17 protein-coding genes are annotated in these 20,951 nt (G+C 49.6%); 9 read left to right on the top strand and 8 right to left on the bottom strand.

The window, feature by feature from the left end; all coding sequences use genetic code 11:
* Positions 1 to 39: 39 nt before the first annotated feature.
* The 4 genes from HZA49_07690 to pyrR are packed head-to-tail and all read right to left on the bottom strand — an operon-like array spanning position 40 to position 3,793.
* The gene (locus HZA49_07690) at positions 40 to 939 is read right to left on the bottom strand and encodes a hypothetical protein (GenBank protein MBI5779322.1); all 900 of its coding nucleotides are present in this window, start codon (positions 937 to 939) and stop codon (positions 40 to 42) included.
* A gap of 42 nt (positions 940 to 981) precedes the next feature.
* Positions 982 to 2,253 carry a dihydroorotase gene (locus HZA49_07685; GenBank protein MBI5779321.1) on the bottom strand — a complete coding sequence of 424 codons (1,272 nt, stop codon included), beginning with the start codon at positions 2,251 to 2,253 and terminating at the stop codon, positions 982 to 984.
* A 5-nt stretch (positions 2,254 to 2,258) separates the two neighbouring features.
* A complete protein-coding gene (locus HZA49_07680; GenBank protein MBI5779320.1) occupies positions 2,259 to 3,215 on the bottom strand; it encodes an aspartate carbamoyltransferase catalytic subunit in 957 nt (318 codons plus the stop codon).
* Between the two features lie 5 nt (positions 3,216 to 3,220).
* The gene (pyrR, locus tag HZA49_07675) at positions 3,221 to 3,793 is read right to left on the bottom strand and encodes a bifunctional pyr operon transcriptional regulator/uracil phosphoribosyltransferase PyrR (protein MBI5779319.1); all 573 of its coding nucleotides are present in this window, start codon (positions 3,791 to 3,793) and stop codon (positions 3,221 to 3,223) included.
* Positions 3,794 to 3,900: 107 nt separating this feature from the next.
* Between pyrR and HZA49_07670 the strand changes: the two genes are divergently transcribed.
* Positions 3,901 to 5,406 (top strand): HEAT repeat domain-containing protein, encoded by a 1,506-nt coding sequence (locus HZA49_07670; protein ID MBI5779318.1) that lies wholly within the window; start codon positions 3,901 to 3,903, stop codon positions 5,404 to 5,406.
* A gap of 32 nt (positions 5,407 to 5,438) precedes the next feature.
* On the opposite strand, the gene rho is transcribed toward HZA49_07670, so the two are convergent.
* From rho to HZA49_07650, 4 genes are all read right to left on the bottom strand, one after another.
* Positions 5,439 to 6,836 carry a transcription termination factor Rho gene (gene rho, locus HZA49_07665; GenBank protein MBI5779317.1) on the bottom strand — a complete coding sequence of 466 codons (1,398 nt, stop codon included), beginning with the start codon at positions 6,834 to 6,836 and terminating at the stop codon, positions 5,439 to 5,441.
* A 109-nt stretch (positions 6,837 to 6,945) separates the two neighbouring features.
* Positions 6,946 to 7,545 carry a dephospho-CoA kinase gene (locus tag HZA49_07660; GenBank protein ID MBI5779316.1) on the bottom strand — a complete coding sequence of 200 codons (600 nt, stop codon included), beginning with the start codon at positions 7,543 to 7,545 and terminating at the stop codon, positions 6,946 to 6,948.
* Positions 7,546 to 7,730: 185 nt separating this feature from the next.
* On the bottom strand, positions 7,731 to 8,816 hold the full coding sequence (locus HZA49_07655; protein MBI5779315.1) for an ABC transporter substrate-binding protein: 1,086 nt from the start codon (positions 8,814 to 8,816) through the stop codon (positions 7,731 to 7,733).
* Positions 8,817 to 8,873: 57 nt separating this feature from the next.
* Positions 8,874 to 10,148: a hypothetical protein gene (locus HZA49_07650; GenBank protein MBI5779314.1), complete on the bottom strand. Its 1,275-nt coding sequence runs from the start codon at positions 10,146 to 10,148 to the stop codon at positions 8,874 to 8,876.
* A gap of 43 nt (positions 10,149 to 10,191) precedes the next feature.
* Here HZA49_07650 and preA point away from each other — a divergent pair, with 43 nt between their 5' ends.
* From preA to HZA49_07610, 8 genes are all read left to right on the top strand, one after another.
* A complete protein-coding gene (gene preA / locus HZA49_07645; protein ID MBI5779313.1) occupies positions 10,192 to 11,388 on the top strand; it encodes an NAD-dependent dihydropyrimidine dehydrogenase subunit PreA in 1,197 nt (398 codons plus the stop codon).
* The gene (locus HZA49_07640) at positions 11,369 to 12,046 is read left to right on the top strand and encodes an NAD(P)H-hydrate epimerase (GenBank protein MBI5779312.1); all 678 of its coding nucleotides are present in this window, start codon (positions 11,369 to 11,371) and stop codon (positions 12,044 to 12,046) included. Before preA ends, HZA49_07640 begins: the two co-directional genes overlap by 20 nt.
* Positions 12,043 to 14,406, top strand: a complete 2,364-nt coding sequence (locus HZA49_07635) for a fused MFS/spermidine synthase (GenBank protein MBI5779311.1) — start codon at positions 12,043 to 12,045, stop codon at positions 14,404 to 14,406. The genes HZA49_07640 and HZA49_07635 overlap by 4 nt, the downstream gene beginning before the upstream one ends.
* A 29-nt stretch (positions 14,407 to 14,435) precedes the next feature.
* Positions 14,436 to 15,371, top strand: a complete 936-nt coding sequence (locus HZA49_07630; protein MBI5779310.1) for a cation transporter — start codon at positions 14,436 to 14,438, stop codon at positions 15,369 to 15,371.
* 2 nt (positions 15,372 to 15,373) lie between these two features.
* Entirely contained in the window at positions 15,374 to 15,790 is a 417-nt protein-coding gene (cdd, locus tag HZA49_07625) for a cytidine deaminase (protein ID MBI5779309.1), read from the top strand.
* Between the two features lie 139 nt (positions 15,791 to 15,929).
* Positions 15,930 to 16,796 carry an acyltransferase gene (locus tag HZA49_07620; protein ID MBI5779308.1) on the top strand — a complete coding sequence of 289 codons (867 nt, stop codon included), beginning with the start codon at positions 15,930 to 15,932 and terminating at the stop codon, positions 16,794 to 16,796.
* A 236-nt stretch (positions 16,797 to 17,032) separates the two neighbouring features.
* Positions 17,033 to 18,616: a hypothetical protein gene (locus HZA49_07615; protein MBI5779307.1), complete on the top strand. Its 1,584-nt coding sequence runs from the start codon at positions 17,033 to 17,035 to the stop codon at positions 18,614 to 18,616.
* 8 nt (positions 18,617 to 18,624) lie between these two features.
* Positions 18,625 to 20,256: a hypothetical protein gene (locus HZA49_07610; GenBank protein ID MBI5779306.1), complete on the top strand. Its 1,632-nt coding sequence runs from the start codon at positions 18,625 to 18,627 to the stop codon at positions 20,254 to 20,256.
* The last annotated feature ends 695 nt before the right edge of the window (positions 20,257 to 20,951 follow it).

Below are 20,951 nucleotides of genomic sequence, written 5' to 3'. Positions count from 1 at the left end.
CCGCAGATTAATCGGTGTAATCGGTGCAATCTGTGGTTTCTACCGTAATTCTTCTATATCCTTCACCGTAATAACCCATTTTTGCCAATCATTGTCAATACTATCTATTGATTTATTGAGGAGTTGTTCCACGAATTTAGTGCCAGTCTGGTCACCCTTAAAATCATCCCTGAATCGTTTATAGAATTTGGACAGTACCTTTTGCTCCTGCAGATAGAGACAGAAATACCGGGCCTGGGCGTAATTGAGACCCTTGCCCTGGCCGTAGAATTCATCCTCTGTCAACTTAAGCAGGTCTTTGAGCGGTCTGAGCTTATTCTCTGCCTTGCCTTCCATCAATCCCTGGTAACGCCAGTTAATCAACCCCCTCAGAGAGCCGCCACTCTCAATTCTGCACTGCTCATAGAGCGAGCCCAGACCCTCGTTAAACCAGGCCGGCGCATCCGGAAAGTCCGGCTTAATCAGGGCGTGGACCATTTCGTGGACCAGGGTGCCGGTTCCGGTACCGATATTCATTATCAGACTCCGGGTAGCATCCTGGTAGAATCCGTAAGGGCTGGAAGGCTTGCGGCCGCCTATCCGGACGCAATAGTCCTCGTAGGTCTCCGCATCCTTAAACAGATATACCTTTATCAGGTAATCCGGCTTCTTCTCAAAGTAATCCTGATAAAGCGCAGCCGAACATCCTTTGATTGTGCCATCCCTGATACGGTCTAATTCCGGTCTCGGGATATTCCCAGCTATCACATACGGCGCAGCATAATCTATGAGATAACCATCACCCAATTCTTCTTTCATCTCAGCCATAACCGAATCCGGCGAAGGTAATTTCGGCTCGGTTTTAACCGCAACTGGTGTAATTGGCTCAACTGGCTGGGCGGGCTTGGAGCAACCACAGATAACGATTAGAAGTAATAACGACGGCAATATCCTTAACATGTTTACTGGATTCCTGCTTTCGCAGGAATGACACTTTTGCGGTTATATAACGTGGCCTGCTATTATGACGCTGACTGCTTTCCCCTTGACCTTCCAGCCGGCAAAGGGACAATTGCGGCTCTTGGACTTGAATTTAGCCGGGTCGATAACCCATTCCTTATTGAGGTCTATGAGCGTCACATCGGCATCAGCGCCTACAGAGAGCGTGCCTTTAGGAATGCCCAGTATGCGGGCCGGATTTACAGTCAATGATGCAACTAACTGGTTGATGGTGATGACTTTTTTGTGCACCAGTTCGGTCAGGACCACCGGCAGGAGGGTTTCCATGCCGATGATACCGAACGGCGCAACATTGTATTCCACGTCCTTTTCCTCTTCGGCATGCGGCGCGTGGTCCGAGGCAATGGCGTCGATGGTGCCATCTTTCAGACCGGCCTTGAGCGCCTCGACATCGGATTTTGTCCTGAGCGGCGGATTGACCTTGTAATTGGTATTGAAATCGCTGGTCTTGACATAATCATCGGTCAGGGTCAGATGATGTGGCGTAACCTCGGCCGTGACCTTAATACCGCCTTTTTTGGCCTGTCTGACTAATTCTACGGCCCGCTTGGTGGAGATATGGGCTATATGGAGTTTGCCATCGGTCAGTTTGGCCAGAGCAATATCCCGGTAGACCATAATCTCTTCCGAGACCGGAGGCATTCCGACTAAGCCCAACGTGACCGAGACACTGCCTTCGCTCATGGTGCCGTCCCGGATTAAGTCCATATCTTCGCAGTGGTCAATTATGGGCTTGTCAAACATCTTACTGTATTCCAAAGACCGACGCACCACCTCAGCGCTCTTGATGGGCGCGCCGTCGTCTGAGAATCCGACTGCCCCGCCCCTGAAAAGCTGGCCCATCTCGGAGATTTCCTCGCCCTTGCGGCCCTTAGTCACCGCGCCGATGGGAAATACATTGGCCTTACCGGCCCGCTTGGCCTGGAGATAGACGAACTCAGCCGATGCCTCGTTGTCAATAGCCGGGTCGGTATTGGGCATACAGGCGACCGAGGTGAATCCGCCGTTGATAGCCGCGGCTGTGCCTGAGGCAATGGTTTCCTCATCCTCTTTGCCCGGCTCGCGCAGATGAACGTGCATATCAATCAGCCCCGGGGTGACAATCAGGCCCTTGGCATCAATGGTTTTATTTGCCTTAGGCGTTTTAGGACCAACGGATTTTATCTTACCGTTCTCGATAAAGACATTAGTAACCTTGTCTATTTTATTGGCCGGGTCTATTACACGACCGTTCTTAATAAGAATCGTTGTCATATTTATTACTCTGCTTCTTCTGCTTTCGGTTGTCCGGATACCAGATACAACACGGCCATACGGACGGATAATCCGTTGGTGACCTGGCGCAGGATAACCGAGTGCGTGCCATCAGCCACGTCCGGGGTAATTTCCACGCCCCGGTTAATCGGGCCCGGATGCATAATCATCACGTCCTTTTTGGCGTGTCTGAGCCTTTCGGAATTTATGCCGAACAGCCGGGCGTATTCACGGACCGTCGGGAAGAACTTACTGCGCTGACGCTCCAACTGGATGCGCAGGATATTTATCACATCCACTTCAGGAATTACTTTATCAATATCGTAGGCAATCTTAACGCCCAGTTCCCGTATCTGCTGGGGAATAAGGGTAGGCGGTCCGACCGCAATCACTTCAGCGCCCAATTTGGTCAGGCCCCAAATATTGCTCCGAGCCACCCGGCTGTGCATGATATCGCCCACCACGGCGACCTTCAGGCCCTTAATCCGGCCCTTTTGCTCGCGCATGGTAAAGATATCCAGCAGACCCTGGGTCGGATGCTCGTGCGCCCCGTCCCCGGCATTAATCACGCTGGCGTCGATGATGCGGGAGAGCATATGAGGCGTGCCCGGAGCCGTGTGCCTGATGATGGCGATATCAATACCCATGGCCTCGATATTGCGGGCCGTGTCCTTGAGGGTCTCGCCCTTGGATAAACTGCTGGTCGATGGCGAGAAATCCACCACGTCAGCGCTCAGGCGCTTGGCGGCTAGGGAAAAAGACATCCTGGTCCGGGTGCTGGGCTCGACAAACATATTAACCACTACCTTGCCGCGCAGGGTGGGCACCTTCTTGATATTGCGGGTGGAAATCTCCTTGAAAGACTCAGCCGTATCCAGGATATGGGTTATTTCCTGGGCCGAGAGATTCTCCAGCCCCAGGAGATGCGTTTGAGTCCAGACAAATTTCTTATCAGGAGTCATAATATCTAGTTAACCTTTACCGCCTTATGCATCGGCTTCTTGGTAATCACCACTTCATCCGTTCCGTCTGTTTCCTTTAACCGGACCATGACGATTTCATCGGACTTGGTCTGAACGGTCTTGCCGACATAATCAGCGCAGATGGGCAGTTCACGGTGCCCCCGGTCTATCAACACCGCCAGTTGGATGCGCTTAGGACGTCCGAACTCGGCCAGTTCGTTCAGGGCCGAGCGGATGGTCCGGCCGGTGAACAGCACATCATCAACCAGGACCACGCTCTTGTCAGTCAGGTCTACAGGGATATCGGTATTCTTAACCACGGGCAGGTGTCCGATGGTATCCAAGTCATCGCGGTAAAGCGTAATATCCAGGGTGCCCAGAGGCAGAATTCGCTTTATCTTCTTCTCGATGATGGCCTTAAGCCGTTTGGCCAGAGACACGCCCCGGCGATGGATGCCGATTAATACCAGTGAATCTTTTTCTTTAGGTGAGGAATGACAGGAAATGATATCGCCGGCCAGTTTTACCAGGGTCTGGTTTATATCCGGCTGGCTTAATAATCGCTTGTCTTTCGGCATAATCTCATTGGAGGGACTATAATCAAGAATCGGTGATTAGTCAAATATTTTGCATAAATTTATCAAGTGGCTTGACAACCAACACCCAACCGGTTATAGTATAAACTATGCATATAGCATACCGTTATATACTCATGGCATTTGCCGGGTTGCTGTTCTCCACCCCGCTATATCCGGCTGAATCAGACTGGGAAAAAGCCAAGAAGGAATTCCTGGCCGAATCCAAGAATCATAGCGAAGAGGTCAGAATCAGCATCGTCTCCAAACTGACAGATAATATGTCGCCGCCGGTGGAAGGCGAGGTCGTTATTTTACTGAGCAACCAGATTTTCAATGAACTCAACCAGGGCAGGAAAGGCAAGAAGGAAGAGGCCATCAGCCTCAGGGTCATCGACGCCTGCGTTGCCGGGTTGGGCCGGATAAAAGAGGACAAGGCCGTCAAGCTGATACGGGAAAACGCCAGCCGGCAAAAAGAGGAATGGCGTTTCAGGTTTTATGTCATCAAGGCCTTGGGCAGCATCAATAAACCTGAAGTAACCAAGGAACTGCTGTCTTTAATCAACGACCGGAAGGTAACGATCCAGGTGGCGGCCTTCCGGGCTTTGGGACAACTGAAAACGCCGGAGGCATTGGAGCCGGCCTCGGAATTGCTCCAAGGCAAGACCAACTGGCAGGTAAAACTGGCGATATTGGATTATTTCCGCGCCCTGGAGCCGGCTTCGGTGTTTAAACTTCTCAAGCCCATATTAAAAGAACGCGACAAGGTGGAACCGCGGGTCTTATCCGCGGTCCTGAAACTGCTCGAGGAAATCACCAAGAAACTACCGAATGAGGGCAATGACCCGCTGCTGACCACCAAAGCTATTATCCTGGGCGAGTATTACGGACTGCCCATTGAGTCATCCAACATCGTCTTCCTGCTGGATACCTCAGGCAGTATGGAAGCGCCGGTCAAAGACACGCCTAAGCCGGCAGAAGAAAAGAAGAAAGAAAAGGTGGTTATCAGCGGAACTGGCGAGGACGAGGGCAAAAAACCGCCTATACCTGAACACCTCGAGAAAAGAAAAAAGGATATAGACAAGAAACAGGTCAAGACCAGGCTGGATGCGGTCAAGAAAGAACTGGTCAACGCCATCTATAACCTGGATGAACGGGTGAATTTCTCCATAATATTTTACAGCAGCGGGATTCGGGCCTGGAAGATTAAGACGATTCCGGCAACCTTTGACAACAAGCTTTCGGCCATAGACGCCATTGACCGCCAAAAACCGCACGGCGCCACCACGACTTACGATGCACTGGAATATGCCTATAAGATAATGGTCGAAACCTCGTCCAAAAAACCGGAATCACCGCTGGATGAGGTGGACGGCGCGGACACCTTTTACCTGCTGACCGACGGCTACCCGACCGAAGGCAAGATAATCGAGACCAAAGATATCGTGGAAGCCATCCGCAAGATTAATGAAATCAGGCAGGTCAAGATTAACACCATTGCCATAGGTTCGCCGGGCGCGGGCAAGCCGGATCTGCCTGCTCTTGAAGTCAATACCGATTTTCTGAAACAACTGGCCGAAATCACCGGCGGGACATTCGTGGACAAAACCAAATAAACCATCTATCCGTCAAACTAGATGGCCATCTCTTATGTCACCTTGAACTTCATCAGGAATTCAACGTTGCTCTTGGTCTTGGAAATATTCTCCATCAGCCAGGACATAATCTCCAGCGGGTTGCGCTTTTCAGCCAGCAACCCTTTCCGAAGCATCCAAACCCTCCTCAACTCGTCCGGGTCGACAATCAATTCCTCTTTACGGGTACCAGACATGGTGATGTCAAAGGACGGGAAAATTCTCCGGTCGGCCAGCCCTCTATCCAGATGGATTTCCATATTGCCGGTGCCTTTGAATTCCTCGAAGATGACCTCATCCATCCGACTGCCGGTATCAACCAGAGCCGTGGCCAGGATGGTCAGCGAGCCGCCTTCTTCAATCTTGCGGGCGCCGCCGAAGAACTTCTTGGGTCCCTGCAGGGCCGTGGCGTCAATGCCACCGGTCAAAATCTTACCGCTGTGCGGAGCCTCGGTGTTATAGGCCCGGCCCAAACGGGTAATGGAATCAAGCAGAATAACCACATCCTTACCGTATTCCACCAGGCGCTTGGCTTTATTGGAGACCATTTCAGCCACCTGGATGTGCCGGCTGGGCGGTTCGTCAAAGCAGGAACTGATTACCTCGCCTTTGACCGAACGCTGCATATCGGTCACTTCTTCAGGCCGCTCGTCAATCAGCAGGACAATCAGATAAACCTCGGGATGGTTTTTGGCGATACTATTGGCAATCTTCTGAAGCAACACGGTCTTGCCGGTCCGGGGCGAGGCGACAATCAGTCCGCGCTGGCCCTTGCCGATGGGCGTAACCAGGTCCATAATGCGCATGGAAATCTCGTCCGGCGTGGTTTCCAAGATAAGCCGTTCATTGGGATGGAGCGGCGTTAAATCAGAGAAGAACACCCGGCTCAGACGCAGTTCGGGATTTTCGTGATTGATGGCTTCGACCTTGAGCAGCGCGAAGTATTTCTCGCCTTCTTTGGGCGGCCGAATCTGTCCGGTAATCACCAGACCAGTCTGCATCCCAAATCTCTTGATCTGAGACGGCGAGACATAAATATCGTCCGGTGAAGGAAGATAGTTATAATCAGGGGAACGCAGGAATCCGAATCCGTCCGGCAGGACTTCCAGCACGCCCTCTCCGATGGTCAGTCCATTCTGGCTGGCCCGATTCTGCAGAATGCGGAATATCAAATCCTGTTTCTTCAATCCGCTATACTCGGTCATGCCTTCCTTTTTGGCCAGGGCAAATAGTTCCGAGCTGGTCATCTTCTGGAGCTTGGTCAAATACAACTCCGACTTCTTAATTTCTTCATATTTGGCATTGGTATCCTCCAGCACCGGCGCCGGCTTGATTTCTTTTTCCTTGGTTTCCTTTTCCTTAATTACCGGCTCTACAGGATTGGTGGGTTTTTCCTTGGCAATTCTCGGCATATTAATTCCTCTCTTAGTTACTGTTAGACTTTAGTCGTTACAGTAACTTAGATGGCGCCACAGGCGCCACTTTCCTTAATTATTATATAATCATTAGAACTGAAATTCATTATTGCTTCTGTTTACTTATCATCTTGAAAATACGTTTTACCTGCGCCAACGCTGTAGCGGACGTACTGTTGTTGATTGTAAAATCTGCCATTGACTTCTTTTTAGATAAAGGCATCTGGTGCCTGGCCCGCCTTCTTGACTCGGTAAGATCCCAATCCCTTGAAGCCATGATTCGTTTTAACCTCAGTTTCTCAGGGGTCCGGATGAATACCACATAGTCACAGAGTTTATCCAGATGGGATTCCAATAGAAGAGGTGCGTCAATCACGATGACCGAACTGCCGGCTCTTTTTATCCGGTTGAGCATCTCCTTTCTGATATACGGATGAGTTAACCTGTTTAAACGCCGGATTTTTCCTGGTCCGACGAATACTACTTCAGCCACCTTCCGGCGGATGATTCGACCGTTCTTATCCAGGATATCACGGCCATACCACTTAATAAGCGTCCTCCGGACGGCCGGACAATCAATCACCTGATGGGCAATTCGGTCGGCGTCTATCACCTTACCGCCCTGTCCTCTGAATATCCCGGCCACATAGGTTTTACCGCTTCCGATACCTCCTGTTAACCCGATGATAACTGGTTTTAACGCCATTGATTAGTATGCACCTATGTAATAAGATATGTTAATTTACAGTCAGGAAATCAACATCCGGACAATTTTCAGAGGGGGTTGGATTGTCTCTATGTCTTTGGTTAATATGTTATTTTTACCGATTTGGCATTCTTATACACTATGCGATAAAAATGTCAAGTATTTTCGTTATTTTTCCGTAGAAATTATTTTACCGCCTTGACGCCGGCCGGGTCGTATTTCAGCGGGTCTATCTCCTTCTTGGCCTCGTCCTGGAGTTCCTGGGCCATTAGGTCGCTGATAATCAACGTCTTATAGATTAACTTCTGCTGTAGGGCATACGCAGCCAGGTTCTTAAGATTGCCTGTAAAGGTATCCGAAAGGTAGATTTTGGCCTCATTAATCTTACGGGTGCTGAAATATCCGATATTAATGCTGGAGACCCCCCAAATCAGGTCCTCGCTTATCCCGCAATAACCCTTAATCCAGTTATTGACATCCGGCTTATGAGTGGAGATAAACAGCGTGGCTTCCTTCAAGGCGTTAACAAAGCGTGCGGCTGCCTTGGGCTGTTGTTTATAGAAATCCTTGGACATCAAAACCACGCTGTAATTATGGGAATCGTAGACGCTCCGGTACGGCGGTGTTTTACGCTGATATTCCTCAACCTTTGGGTCAGTGGCTACCAGGGCATCTATCTTAAACCCCTGTAAAGCGCCCAGTTTATCATTGTCATTGGTATTGACCAGTTCTATATCCCGGCCTTCCTGCAGCCCTTCCCGCCTGAACCAGCCTAGCAGCAATGAATGTTCTGCGGTATTAAAGGTTACGCCGATTTTCCGGCCCTTCAAATCGCTGATTTTCTGGACCGGTGACTCCGGAAGAACCATCAGGTCTGAACGCCCTAGTGAACCCAGATTGGCAATAAGTATCCCGTTGAAATCAGCGCCCAGAGTCAGAATAGCCTGGAAGTCCGAAATGAAGGCTACATCAAAACTCTTATTTATTATGGCAGTCCTCAACGCCATTTCGTCCTCAACCGGACTGAGTGAACCGGCCAGGGAATTTTTCTCGAGGATATTGGTCCTAGACAGGGTTTCGCCGTAGTGGTTGAGAATCAGACCCTTTCTGGGGAAGCCGATCCGGACCGCAACCGTTGCGACCGGCGTTTCGGTAATCACGCTGTTCCTGCCGCCGTCTGTTCCAGAGGTATCATTACCGCAATTGCATCCGTTAGTGATAAATGCCACACCAGCGAGTAATAAAACCAACGTAATGATAATCTTCTTCATAGTTTTGTCCTCCTCAAATCTTCTTATCTTATCTTAAAGTCGATGTCAATATAAAAATTATTTCTTCTTCTGCCGGAACCACTCCAGCCAGGTGCTTTTATTTATCTCAAAAGGCAGATTGGTGACATGTTTCAGGCAATTCATTATTACCGTATCCCAGACCTGGGGCGAGATGACCAGCCCGCTTTCCACCTTGGCCGGCGGTTGTTCCAAAACCATAATCAGCAGTTCAATGGCCTTGGGCTGCTCCGACTCCGGCACCAATAGACTGCACAGAAATATATCCAGCGGCACGCCACCTTTTATAGCGACCTCCAGCTTGGCCAGCGGATTCTTCAGGACCGGCCCGACTTCCGGTGGGAATACCCTCAAATTGAGATTAGTGGAAACAATTTTCCTGATGGTCTGTGCTATCCCAATGCTTTTTTCCAGCGCCTCGCTTTTTATATTCCGCGGGCTGATTTCCGCATAAAGCATGTAGGTTCGGTAAAACGGGCTGTCCGGGTTGTCCCGCCCGAGTTCCAGGACAAATTCCCATTCCATCTTTTCACTGGGCTTGAGCTTGAGCGCCTCAAGCTTCAGCGGTATCTGCTCGGTCCTGACCTTATTATTAAAACTGCCGAACGGGTCGTAGAGATTGAAACTGGCATTAAGCGCAATAATATTATCCTTGCCGAAATCTATTTCAATCGGCACCAGGCTGACATTTTCCAGTTTCAAAATCAGGCTGACCCGGTCCGGGCTCTCATATAATCCGGCCGACAGTCCTTCCCTCGGCTTGGCCGTCAGCGTAGCCCGTAACACTCCGCTCTGAATAAGCCGCTCCTCGCACTGGATCTTCAGAAGCTGGAGTTGGTTCCTAAAAGACAGGTTTTTCTCTATGGTCATGATGGCCACAACCAAATCCTTGGCCTCGTAATAACTCTCCTGTTCAAACATCTTCAAGGCCGCCAGATAACGGCCGTAGAAATATTTCTCGATAAAAGCCGCATCGGTCGGCATCCGGCCCAGGTCATGCAGCGGCGTGGTGAATGCCACGCCCGAATTGCTTTTGGCTATGCCCTGCTCGATAATCTGCCTGGTCAGTTCCAGGAATACCGCCTTTTCCTTGAGGTGTGCGGACAAGAATGGCAGCACTGCCGGACCCATGGCCCGGAGTTTGTCAAACCCCTCCTGCTGTTCCGGGAGGCTGGATGATTCCAGTTTCTCGATAGCCGAATATATCTCCTTGGTCTTCTGGTAGAGATCATCCATCTTTTGTGTCTGCGGTTCGCCAATAAGGCAATATCCGGTGTATGACAGAATTATCAATGTCAAGAGGACTTGTTTCATTTTTACTTGTCTAATCCTATACATTTTGGTAATTAGTCTGTCTATGAAATCAGCCAATATTAAAGTAGGTTTCTGCGGCCTGGAGTTCGACAACCCCTTTATCCTGGCCTCAGGGCCGCCCACCCGCAATGCCGAGATGATTCTGCGCGGATTAGAACAGGGCTGGGCCGGCGCGGTCACCAAGACCGTATCGCTGAACCCAACCAGAAGCCCCAAACCGCGCCTGGCGGTGATTAATAATACCAAAAGCTTGGTCAATATCGAGCTGATTTCCTCGGACAGCCCAGATCAGTGGATAAAATGGATTAAGCAGATTAAGAGGACCTCACCTGATAAAATCATTATCGCCAGCATCATGGCCGCAAATAAACCTAAGGATTGGCAGAGATTAGCCCGAATGATGGCCGACAGCGGCGCTGATGCACTGGAACTGAATGTCTCCTGCCCGCACGGTATGCCGGAAAAAGGCATGGGTTCTCTGATAGGCCAAGACCCGAAACTAGCCGGTCTGGCCACCAAGGCAGTAAAGAAGGCTGTGGCGATTCCGGTCATGGTCAAACTCACGCCCAATGTCACGGACATAAAGGTGATTGCCCGGGCCTGCGCTGATAACGGAGCCGATGCGCTCTCCGGCATAAATACCGTAAAATCACTGCCCGGGGTTAATATCAACACCCTAGCTCCCCTACCAAATGTCAAAGGCAAAAGCACCTTTGGCGGCTATGCCGGCCGAGGCATCAAACCTATTGCCCTGCGCTGTATTGCTGAGATGTCTGAAGCCACCGGTCTGCCCATCAGCGCCGGAGGCGGCATCTTTGACTGGGAAGATGCAGTGGAGTTTATGCTCCTCGGCGCCCAGACCCTCCAGCTCTGCACGGCCGTGATGCTGTCCGGATACTCCATCATCCACCAACTCAAACACGGGCTCAATAATTATCTGCTCAGCCACAAGATAAAAGACATCAAAGACCTGGTTGGCTTGTCCAATAAACGACTGGTCAAACTCTCGGCCCTTAAACACCAAAATCCGATTGCACAGATTAATCAGAAAAAGTGTATCCTGAACCTATCCGGGCACTGCCACCGGTGTTTTACGGTCTGTAAAGATGGCGGATTCCAGGCCATATCGTATAATGGCAAGAGATGCTCGGTTATCAGGAATCTCTGCGGCGGCTGCGGGCTGTGCATTGACATCTGCCCGAATCAGGCGATTAAATTAAATGCAACACCTCAACCGTAAACAACTCCAGCAGATAGACCGGCTGGCCACGGCCAAATACGGCATACCATCACTACTCCTGATGGAAAACGCCGGCCGGGCCGCGGCTGAGGAAACTATAAGGTTAATCCGAAGGAAATCATCCAGGATCGTGGTCATCTGCGGCAAGGGCAATAACGGCGGAGACGGGTTCGTTATCGCCCGGCATCTCCACAATAACCACTATAAGGTCAGCGTTATATATCTGGGCGATATCAAGGACCGTAAATCCAGGTCCGCCGCCTCTGGCGAGCCTCGCCTCGGGCGGGAAGCCACTGACATAAATCTTAATATCGTTCGTAAGTTGGGAATTACTATACATCCGCTGAATAAATCCACTTTGAGATTATTAAAATCCGCTGACATCATAGTTGATGCCATCTTCGGCATCGGACTAACCAGAGAAATCCAGGGCCCGATAAAGGAACTCATCGCGCAGGTAAATTCCCTGAACAAACCCGTGCTGGCAGTTGACATCCCTTCCGGACTGGACACGAATTCCGGTCAACCCCTGGGCATTGCCGTTAGGGCAAAAATAACCGTTACCTTCGGATATCCTAAAATAGGATTTAATAATCCGGAAACCAGAAAATACACTGGTAAAGTGGTTGTAGCGGATATATCATTGCCTCCAATATGAGAAAAGACATTATTCTTATCATCACCTTTGTCTGGCTGGGATTTATCGCCCTGATTGCCCAGACCATTGCCCTGCGGGAACTGCTGGTGGTATTCTTCGGCAACGAACTCTGCCTGGGCATTATCTTTACGGCCTGGCTGCTCGGCATAACCCTCGGCGCATTTATCGCCTCATTTATCACCGACAGAATCAAATCCTCGGTTTCCATCCTGATTGCTATTTTATTGCTGATTACCATAATACTTCCCTTCCAGATTTATCTCATCCGCATCAGCCGTCTGATGCTGGATATTCCTCTGGGACAGCATATCCCCTTTTCCCAGACGCTCTATATGAGTTTCCTACTGGTTGTGCCTTTCAGCATCCTGATTGGCATTGCCTTCCCGGTTGCTTGTAAGATATACGCTGAGAAGAATGATTCAGCCCAATCCATCGGTAATGTCTACGTCTGGGAGGCGCTGGGCTCGCTCCTGGCCGGAATCCTGTTCACCTTCTGGCTGGTGGAACGCTTTACTGCCTTTGAGATAATCCTGATATCCAACGGTATTACACTACTGTTAGCCATAACCCTTATCCCCAAGACCATTGTCAGATTGGCTTCCATTGCACTTATTATCGGATATGTAATTATAGCACTGAAATTTACCGCATCATTTGAGAACCAATCTATCCAAAAACGATGGGAAGTCACCTACGGCAAAGAGATTCAATTAGTCAAATCCACTAACTCCAAATATGGCAATATCGCCATGGGTGAACTGCAGAACCAGTATAGTTTGGTTGAGAACGGTAAGTACGTCTCCTCATTCCCTGACGAATATACCCACGCACCGCTGGCGCATCTGCTGATGACCCAACATCCAAAACCGAATAATGTCGTGTTAATCGGCGGTGGCATTGAAGGCACCATTAAGGAGATGCTCAAGTATCCGATTGAATCCCTGGACTATATCCAACTCGATCCGAAGATAATAAAAACAGTAAAGGAATACCTGCCTGCTGAAGACCGTAAACCCCTTGAGACAGATAAACGATTGCGGATACACTACGCAGACGGTCGACAGTTTATCAAGTATAACTACACGTCTACGTTATACGACCTGATTATCATCAGCCTACCTGACCCGTCCACCGCCACCATAAACCGTTTCTATACCACGGACTTCTTTAAGGAAGCCAAGCAATGCCTGAGCAAAAGCGGCGTGCTGGTCACCAGATGCTCATCGGCCGTGAACTATTTCGGCGAAGACGTGGGCAATTATACGGGTTCGGTCTATGACTCTCTGGCCTCGGTCTTTAAGCAGGTGCTGGTCACGCCCGGCACCGAGGCGTATTTCTTTGCCACGGACGCACCTGACACAATTACCTTTGACATCAAGACGCTGGACAACCGTTACTGCGCCAGCGGAGTGGAATCCAAATACTTTGTTTCTCCAGCCTCGTTTGAGATTATGCTTCCGGAATCCCAGATAAAACTCACCCAGGAGGCGCTGGCCAAACGCAAGACACATTATCTCAATACCGACCTCAAACCCATCACCTATTTCTTCAATCTGGTGCTCTGGGACACCATGACCGACCAATCCGGAACCTTCTTCAAGACGCTGGCTGGAATCAAATTCTGGTGGATAATAGGCGCCATACTGTTCATAGCCGCCATCTGGTTCGGGATGTCATTCCTGAGAAAACAAGAATCCCGCCAACGGACCAACGCCCTGCTGTCCATGTTCATCATCGGCCTCTCCGGCCTGTCCCTGGAACTGATTCTGCTCCTGGCCTTCCAAAACATCTACGGTTATCTCTACCAGTATATCGGATTCATGATTGCCCTGTTTATGGCCGGCCTGGCCCTGGGCGCAATCATCTCCAACCGGCTACTCAGGCAAAAAACATCTATCTTGCATAGGTACTGGATGATACACATTGCCATAACGCTTCTCTCGCTCGGATTAGTTTATCTCATGGCGCTTTTGGAAATCACCCTACCGGTATTCTTCATATCGTCATTTATTATTATCAGCGGCACGCTCACCGGCATGGCCTATCCGATCCTAAGCAAGACGTACATCCAATCAAGCGTTCACCCCGTTAGAAAAACCTGTAGCAATGACGAAAACTATAAATGTCATTCTCAAAACGATATGAACGAGTTTTCTAACGGGGCAAGTGTCGGCCAGACCGCCGGCATGATAGACGCCTTTGACCATCTGGGCGCCTGCCTGGGCGCACTGTTTACCGGTGTCCTACTGATACCCCTCTTCGGCATCGCCCAAACCTGCCTGCTCATCGCCCTGCTTAATCTTTTAACGATGATTTTTATTGTATCCTCATCCCGCTCTTCATATAATACTCAATCTTAAACCGGTGATTAGATTAAGAATTTACCCTTATGACAACTGATACTATCGGCAATCAGAAAAAAATCCGGGTGGCCCGGCTGTCCATCCTATCTAATACCCTGCTGGTGGTAGGAAAATTAGTCGTGGGTATTATGAGCGGCTCGGTCAGCGTGATTTCCGAGGCCATCCATTCCGGCATCGACCTCTTAGCCGCGATTATCGCCTACTTTTCCGTCCGGGCGGCGGCCGTGCCGCCGGATAAGGAGCACCAATTCGGCCATGGCAAGATAGAAAACCTGTCCGGGTATATTGAAGCCACGCTGATATTCTTTGCCGCGGCACTGATTATCCACGAATCCATCGATAAAATCATCCGCAAGCCGCCCATAGAATTCATCTGGCTGGGATTACTGGTCATGGCCGTATCGGTCGTATTAAACCGGTATGTCTCGCGCAAACTCATGGCCGTGGCCAAGGAATACCATTCGGCGGCGCTCGAGGCTGATGCCCTGCACCTGACCACTGACGTCTACACCTCGCTGGGCGTCATGGCCGGATTAGGCCTGGTCCACCTGACCGGCCTGCGGATTATCGACCCGCTGGCCGCCATTGTCGTGGCTATATTAATCATCATCGCGGCCTACCGGCTGACCAGGAAATCAGTCCGGGACCTGGTCGACATCAAATTAACGGACGAGGAAGAAAAAGCCGTCAAGGACATCCTGGAACAGCATACCACGGAATTCGTCAACTACCACAAGATGCGCACCCGGCGGGCCGGCAATACCAGGTTTATCGACCTGCACCTGGTGGTCAACAAGAAACTCACTGTTGATGACGGTCATAGATTGACCGAACACCTGGAATTAGACCTGTTAGGGGCATTCCAGGGCGCCCAGGTGCTGATTCACATCGAACCCTGTGATGAAAAATGCCCGGCCTGCAGTAAAAAAGCAGATTGCGCAACTGCGACAACGGGAAAATAGAAATGAAAGAACTTAAATTACTAGTCCAGACAGCCAAGCAGGCGCGGAAAAACGCCTACGCCCCCTTTTCCAAATTCCGGGTCGGCGCGGCGTTATTGACTACCGACAACAAGATAACCCTGGGCTGCAATATTGAGAACGCCTCATACGGACTGACTGTCTGCGCCGAGCGAGTAGCCATATTCAAAGCCGTGTCCGAAGGCTATCGGAAGTTTAAGGCCATTGCCATCGTTGCCCAACATCAGACCGGCAGACCAACAGACCGGCAGACCAACAGACCGATAACCTATCCCTGCGGCGCCTGTCTGCAGGTCATGGCCGAATTTGCGCCGAATCTGACCGTGATTATATCAAACGGGAAGAACAAAACAAAGATAGTGAAACTTAAAGAATTGCTGCCAAAGGCGTTTAGACTATAGACAGTTACAAGAAGTTACAGTTGGTTACAAAATGTTACACGAAGTTACCGCAACCTCATGTAACCCCTTGTAACCGTTGCTTGCACTGAGCAAAGCGAACGTGTAACCTCATGTAACAACAATCAGAGAGGAAGCTACTATGACCAACATCGTTCGTGTCGGCTTAATCCAAGCCAGTAATGTCAAAGGCCCGGAATGCACTGACCAGGCCATTAAAAAGGCCATGATTGACAAGCACCTCAAACTCATCAGGCAGGCCGCAGCCAAAAAAGTCCGGATTCTCTGCCTCCAGGAAATTTTCTACGGCCCCTATTTCGCGGCCGAGCAGAACACCCGCTGGTATAAGCTGGCGGAGCAGGTGCCGAACGGCCCGACCACCAAACTGATGCAGTCACTGGCCCGGAAATACAAGATGGTCATGGTCGTGCCGATATACGAAGAGGAACAGCCCGGAGAATATTACAACACCGCGGTCATCATAGACGCGGACGGCAGATACATCGGCAAATACCGCAAGAACCACCTGCCCCACTGCTGGCCGGGATTCTGGGAAAAGTTCTATTTCCGGCCCGGCAACCTGGGCTATCCGGTGTTCCAGACCAAGTACGCCAAAATCGGGGTCATCCTGTGCTATGACCGGCATTTCCCGGAAGGCGCGCGGATTCTCGGCATCAACGGCGCCCAGATTGTCTTCAATCCCAATGCCACGGTCAGCGGACTGTCCGAACACATCTGGAAATTAACCATGCCGGCCTATGCGGCCACAAATCAGTATTATGTCGGCGTGATTAACCGTGTCGGACGCGAATACGGGAAAACCGGCGACTTTTACGGCACCAGCTACTTTGCCAATCCCCGGGGCAAGATTCTGGCTACCGCCAGCCGGACCAAGGACGAGGTCCTGGTCTCAGACCTGGATTTGGACTATATCCGCGAGGTCCGGGACAACTGGCAGTTCTACCGTGATAGACGGCCTGAAACCTACGGGGATATACTGAAGCCGTAGGGAAGGGAATCTTATGACCAGAACCGTCCTGATTCTCAGCGGCATCTCCAGCACCGTGATTGCCGCCGCCGGCTATTATCATCAGCCTATTTATTTACGCCCCGGCTAAAGCGCTATTCGTATAATTGCCGGCGCTTGTATCTCTGTGATTTTAAGCACAAATAACCTACTAATCTTGACAACTATAGAAAAAAATGGCATAAAACCAACAGTAAAATTATACTCGAGATTCTGATATGTTTAAGATAAAATTGCTGGCCGTTTTTATTATCGCTCTTTCCGTTGCCCCAGCCCTATCCCAAGATAAACCGGAACAACCTGTAAAAAAGGAGGTCGTCCAGGATTTATATAACCTCGGCTTGTCGGCATTAGAAAAGAAACAATACGAAAAGGCCCGGGACCTGCTGCTCAAGGCGATTTCGTATGACGACAACTTTATCGAGGCGCATGCCAAGCTGGGCGACGCCTATCAATTGCTCAAGGAAGAAGAGCTGGGATACGAAAGCTATAAGAAATGCCTGCAAATCATTAATAAAACCGAGAACCCCTCAGAGGACATGCTTAAGCTTTCCGAAGACATCCAGCAAAAGATAAAAAAGTTCAAGGCGCTGGACGATAAAATATCCGCCATCACTGAGGAATTTATCATAAAATTCATGGCCACCGGCAATCAGTCTTTGGGGACATCGGATTACCTGCTGGCCGACGAGATTTTTTCACTGGTGCTGCGTATGGCTCTGGATAACACCGAGGCAGCTGAAGGCCTCCAAAAAGCCAGGGCCGAGTTCGCTCAAGAAGCAAACTCCGGCCAGGTGGCCGAGGAAAAGGATCTGGCCAACACTCACTTTCAGGACGGATTAGAACTCTTTAAAAAATCCAAATACTCGGAAGCCTCGGAAAAGTTCAGGAAGGCCATGTCTTATCGAGCTGATTTCATAGACGCCATATTCAATTTAGGCGAATGCTATAGCAAGCTCAACGATAATAACAGGGCTCTTAAAAACTACCGGCGTAGCCTGAAGCTTTTGCAGCAGGAGCCCAACCGCTCCAAAGAGCACAACGATTTATTAGCCAGGGTTTCCAGGGCCATGGATAAAATCGACACTATTGGGAAAAGTTTCCAGAAATCAAAAACTGAATATATTTCAAAGTTAAACACCCTGGTCAGCGAGTGGATGTATAAGCGCTACCAACGATTTGCTTATTATGCCATTCAGCGAATTCTAATAGCTGACCCGGTGAATAAGCCGGCCAGCGAAGCGCTGGAAAAGATAGACGAGAAAATAACCCAGGCTCAAAAAAACGACGCTCAATCCAACAAGCTTACCTTAATCGCCAAAAGCCCGCCCAGAAAAATATTTAACGGAACTGACTTAAATGATTGGCTATTCGGAGGCTGCCCGAAAGAAAACTGGAACATCGCCGGAGGCAAAATCAAGGGCGGACCATCCGCCACTAACGCCGATGACGTATCTGCCTTTTTAATATGGACCGGCCCTGCGCCACAAAATTCCATTCTGACTATGAGGTTTTCGGCCGGTAACGTCATAAACAAAAAATTGGGAGGTGCCGAAATCGGGGGCGTCTACAGCTACGACAAGGAAGCTGACTACTTTTGGTGGGGATTTGTCCGGTATCATGTACTGGCCAAAGACATGAACACGCTGGAACTAATCACTCGGGACAACCAATATAGCGTCTTCTTAAATAACGATTTAATTCACCAGGAAAAAAGGGGAAAAGGCGAACCGAAGGCCGGTGTATACATAAAAAACGTTAAAGTGGTGATTAACAGCATTACGCTTCAGGAGACAGAATAAAAATCTATATGAACATAAAATATCTGAGCGCCATCACCCTGGCGTTGATACTGGGCCTCGGCCTGAACAACGCCTTTAAGGTTTACAGCCAGGATATGACGGACCAACAAAAAGAGCAAACCGCCAAAGAATTCTATGATGCCGGGCTGGGCGCCCTGAAAGACAAGAAGTATGACACGGCCCGAGACTTTTTCCTTAAATCTATCTCTTATGACGAGCGCTTAGCTGAAGCCTACGCCAAGTTGGGCGATGCTTACATCCTGCTCAAAGAAAACGAACTCGGCTATGAGAATCGCAAGAAATTCATAGCCATGGTCGATGCCGCCGTCAATCCATCCGAAGATATAATCAAACTTTATGATGAAGTCTCCGGGAAAATAAAAAAATTCCAGGCCGTCGAGGAAAAAGCCTCAGTTCTTAATAAAGAATTCATAACCAAACTCCTGGAACTCGGCCAGGCCAGCCTGGAGGCCGGAGATTGCCTCAAAGCCATCGAGATATTCACTTTTATCCTGACCATGGAGGAAAATCTGACCCGGGCAGCGGAATCCCTGAGCCGCGCCAAAGAGGAGTCGGCTAAAAACGAGGTTGAAGAGATACCCAACGCCGATGTCGATCTGGCCAAGGTTTACTATGACGCCGGCCTGGACTTGGCGAAGCAGAACAAGATTAACGAAGCCATAGAAAAATTTACCAAAGCCCTGACTTACCGCAAGGCCTCGCCGGAAATATTTTTCAGCCTGGGCGAATGCCATGAAAAACTCAAGGACGCTAAAAAAGCCATTGTCAACTACGGCTTCTGCCATAATTACCTGCAGACCCGGAACCCCCGCTCAAAAGACGATGACGCCCTGCTGACCAAGGCCGCCAAATGCCTGGAAAAACTCAATCCAAATATACCGGCTTTTGCCAAGGCCAAGAAGGACTACATGGCTAAGGCGCTCATCGTCGCCAGGGATTATGTCAATAATAAATACCAGCATCTGGCCTATATTCTCTTGTGCGCCATCTTAAAAGTCGACCGGCAGAATAAAGAGGCGGATTCTCTGCTATTAAAAATAGACCGGGATGTCATCAGTTATCAGAACAGAAGGATGGTGCTGGCCCAGCTCAAACTCAAGCCCAAAGGCGCCTCGGTAACAATGTTTAACGGCAAGGATTTGGCTGACTGGTACCTGCAAATGTACATGGACGGAGTGTCGGCCAAAGATTGTTTCTCGGTCCAGAACGGTAAAATGGTAATCATTCCTAAAAACAGCAAACATGGCAGCCTGATTTTATGGAATAAGAAATTGCCCGAGACCTGCATGATAAGCGTTAAATTCTTTCCCGATAAAATGATCGATGAAGATAAGGCCGCGTTTGTTTGCGTATTACGCGGCCTGGTTGATAGCGGATTGGGTAATCTGCATATGAACGCAGCTCAAGGCGGTATTGACAAGGATTCGCTGAAAAAAGTGCATACTTACGACTACATTATTGGTCCTAACATTCATGCCATATCGATAGATGCGGAAGATGCCGTAAATATTAAAATAGACTCATCTATCCCGGAGATAAAATTCGGTATCTTGGCAACTAACCTTAAAATGGAAATTTCCAGCGTCGTCATGCAAGAACTCGAAGAGACCACGAAGTGAACTCGAAGAGACCACGCACTAAGCCCAGCGTGAATCCGAGCACACGAAGTGGCGCAGGTTAAGTGAACTCGAAGAGACCACGAAGTGAACTCGAAAATACCACGCACTACGCGAACACGTGACCGCGAAGCGACCGCGTATAGCGAACTCTACTGAGACCGCGCCAGCGAAACGGAGCACACGAAGTGGCGCAGGTCAAGTAAACAATACTGTGACCACGAAATGAACCAGAACCCGTAAAGACCGGAGGCCTGAGACCTACGGGGATATACTTAAGCCGTAGGATTAGCCACTGGCGCCGAAGCGCCATGGCGCCCTTATGGCGCCAAAAGACACTAAATCCCTCTAATCCCCCTTCCTCCCCTTTTGTTACCCCCCCTTTATCCCCCTTTGCAAAAGGGGGATAAGAGGGGGATTTTTGGCGTTTCCAAAGGGAAATTCTGCTACAAACCATTAAAATTTTAGAGCCAGTTAGTCCCGCAGGGGCGTTACTGGCTCTTATCCCGGCAGTTTTTGTCGGGGAAAGCAGTTAAATATAGCTCATATCCACCTCAATCCGGGTTATAATGAATTCATTAAGAGTTCCAATGAACTCATTAAGAGTTCCAATGAACTCATTTAGAGTTCCAACGAACTCATTTAGAGTTCCAACGAACTCATTTAGAGTCCCAACGAGCTCATTTAGAGTTGTAATG

This window comes from Planctomycetota bacterium (assembly GCA_016235865.1).
Taxonomy (GTDB): domain Bacteria; phylum Planctomycetota; class MHYJ01; order JACQXL01; family JACQXL01; genus JACRIK01.
This window is presented reverse-complemented; position numbering and strand designations above follow the sequence as displayed.